Annotated in this window: 2 protein-coding genes; both read right to left on the bottom strand. The window is 68.8% G+C overall.

Features of this window, described 5'->3' with window-relative positions; translation table 11 throughout:
• Window positions 1-140: 140 nt before the first annotated feature.
• A complete protein-coding gene (gene metK, locus LQV45_RS24385) occupies window positions 141-1,376 on the bottom strand; it encodes a methionine adenosyltransferase (protein ID WP_230009193.1) in 1,236 nt (411 codons plus the stop codon).
• 77 nt (window positions 1,377-1,453) lie between these two features.
• A partial coding sequence (locus LQV45_RS24390; protein ID WP_230009194.1) for a phosphopantothenate--cysteine ligase family flavoprotein occupies window positions 1,454-2,744 on the bottom strand: 1,291 nt, incomplete at its 5' end.

Below are 2,744 nucleotides of genomic sequence, written 5' to 3' on the forward strand. Positions count from 1 at the left end.
CTTCCGAAATGCACTGTATTCCCAAATGCACTGTAGCCAGGCCACCGGAGGGCGGCCTGGCTACAGTGCATCACGCAGGACTGACAAACTCACTGTCAAAACACACCGTCGCGGCGGCTTTGGACCGTGTGGGCCGGGTCTTAGGCGTTGAAGAACGCTTTCAGCTCGTCCACCCGGTCCAGGCGTTCCCACGTGAAGTCCGGGTCTTCGCGGCCGAAGTGACCGTGGGCGGCGGTCTTGGCGTAGATCGGGCGCTTGAGGGCGAGGGCGTCGAGGATGGCCCGCGGGCGCAGGTCGAAGATCTCGGCGATCGCGGCGCTGATGCGGGCCGGGTCCACGGTTTCGGTTCCGAATGTCTCAACGTAGGTTCCCACCGGGCGGGCCTGGCCGATCGCGTAGGCGATCTGGATTTCGGCGCGCTTGGCGAGGCCGGCGGCCACCACGTTCTTGGCGACCCAGCGCATGGCGTAGGCGGCCGAACGGTCCACCTTCGACGGGTCCTTGCCGGAGAACGCGCCGCCGCCGTGGCGGGCCATGCCGCCGTAGGTGTCGACGATGATCTTGCGGCCGGTGAGGCCGGCGTCGCCTACCGGGCCGCCAATCACAAAGGCGCCTGCGGGGTTGAGGATGTTGCGGGTCCGTGAGGTGTCCAGGTTGGACAGTGCCATGACCGGCCCCACCACGTGCTCGGCGAGGTCGGCCCGGAGCTGGTCCAGGCTGGTGCCTTCGGCGTGCTGGCTGGAGATGACGACAGTTTCGACTGAGACCGGGCGGTCGCCGTCGTAGCCCACGGTGACCTGGGTCTTGCCGTCCGGGCGCAGGTAGGCGAGTTCGCCGTTCTTGCGGACCTCGGTCAGGCGCTCGGAGAGCCGGTGCGCGAGCCAGATCGGCACGGGCATGTAGGACGGCGTTTCGTCGCTGGCGTAGCCGAACATGAGTCCCTGGTCGCCGGCTCCCTGGAGGTCGTAGTCGTCCTCCTGGCGGCCCTCACGCGCTTCGAGGGAGTTGAACACGCCGCCGGCGATGTCGTTGGACTGCTGGCCGATGGATACCGAGACGCCGCACCGGGCGCCGTCGAAGCCGTTGGCCGAAGAATCGTACCCGATGCCCAGGATGGTCTCCCGGACAATCTGCGGAATCTCGACATAGGCATCGGTGGTGACCTCGCCCGCGACGTGGACCAGCCCGGTGGTGGCCAGCGTCTCCACGGCTACCCGGGACTCGGGGTCTTTGTCGAGCAGTGCGTCGAGGATCGCATCGCTGATCTGGTCACAGATCTTGTCGGGGTGGCCCTCCGTCACCGACTCGGACGTGAAGAGCCGGAGCGCGGCGGGCGTGGACCCGTGGAAGGCGGGGATGTGCAGCGGTAAAGTCACTCAACTACCTTACTGGTTGGATAACGGACGTCCGGCGGCGTGTGTCCCCGTGCTAAGGAGATGTTGGTTACGCCGGGCTACGCCGGCGGTACAGCCCGGCTCAGCTCGGCGCTGATCCGGTCGATCACGGCAGCCGCGACGTCGGATTTGGAACCCGACGCCTCTTGGGGTTCGGAGCCGTCACGGGAAAGGATGACTACTGTGTTCGTGTCCTCGCCAAAGACCAAGTCCCGGCCCACCTGGTTGACGACCAGCAGGTCGCAGGCTTTCCGGTGCAGCTTGGCCCGGGCATAGTCCAGGACATCGCCGCCGGCATCGCCCGTCTCGGCGGCGAAGCCGACGATCAGCTGATTCCGGGACGCGGCGTCGCGGACCTCGACGAGTTCGCGCAGGATGTCGGGGTTGCGCACCAGGTTGATCACGGGATCGGCGACGTCGTCGCGCTTCTTGATCTTGGTCCCGGCGACGTCCGCCGGCCGGAAGTCCGCGACCGCGGCGGCCATGATGACGACGTCGGAGTCGGCGGCCGCGTGCAGCGCCGCCTCCCGCAGTTCCAGGGCCGTTTCGACCTGGACGATTTCGACGCCGGCGGGCGCCGGGACTTCCATGTGGGCGGCCAGCAGGCGGACGCGGGCTCCGGCGTCGCGGGCCGCGGCGGCCAGGGCCACGCCCTGCTTGCCGGAGGAGCGGTTGCCGAGGAACCGCACGGGGTCCAGCGGTTCCCGGGTGCCGCCGGCACTGATGGTCACCGTCAGTCCGGCCAACGGCGTAACCGCCGACTGCGCCGCTGCAGGCACGGCGGCCAGGGCAGTTGTCACGTCCGGGTCAACGGCCGGCATCGCCGCGGAAGTTGCGGAAGCGTTGGCGGCGGCCGCTTCGGCGCCGGCGAGGGCCATGGCGGCGGTGAAGATCGCCTCCGGCTCGGGCAGGCGGCCGGGACCGGAGTCGGCGCCGGTCAGCCGCCCGCTTGCGGGTTCCAGCACGGTGACGCCGCGGCTGCGCAACGTTTCGACGTTGGCCTCGGTGGCGGGGTGTTGCCACATTTCGGTGTGCATGGCCGGGGCCATGAGCACCGGGCATTCGCCGGCCATCAGCAGGGTGTTGGTGAGGAGGTCATCGGCCTGGCCGGTGGCCGCGCGGGCCAGGAGATCGGCCGTGGCCGGGGCCACGACGATCAGTTCGGCCTCGTGGCCGAGCCGGACATGGTTGACCGTGTGGACGGCGTCGAACACGCTGTTGCTCACCGGGTGCCCGGACAGGGCCTCCCATGTGGCGACGCCGACGAAGCGGGTGGCCGCCTCGGTGGGGATGACTGTGACGTCATGCCCGGCTTCAGTAAAAAGCCGGAGGAGCGATGCCACCTTGTAG

The sequence above is a fragment of the Microbacterium sp. Bi128 genome, assembly GCF_918698205.1.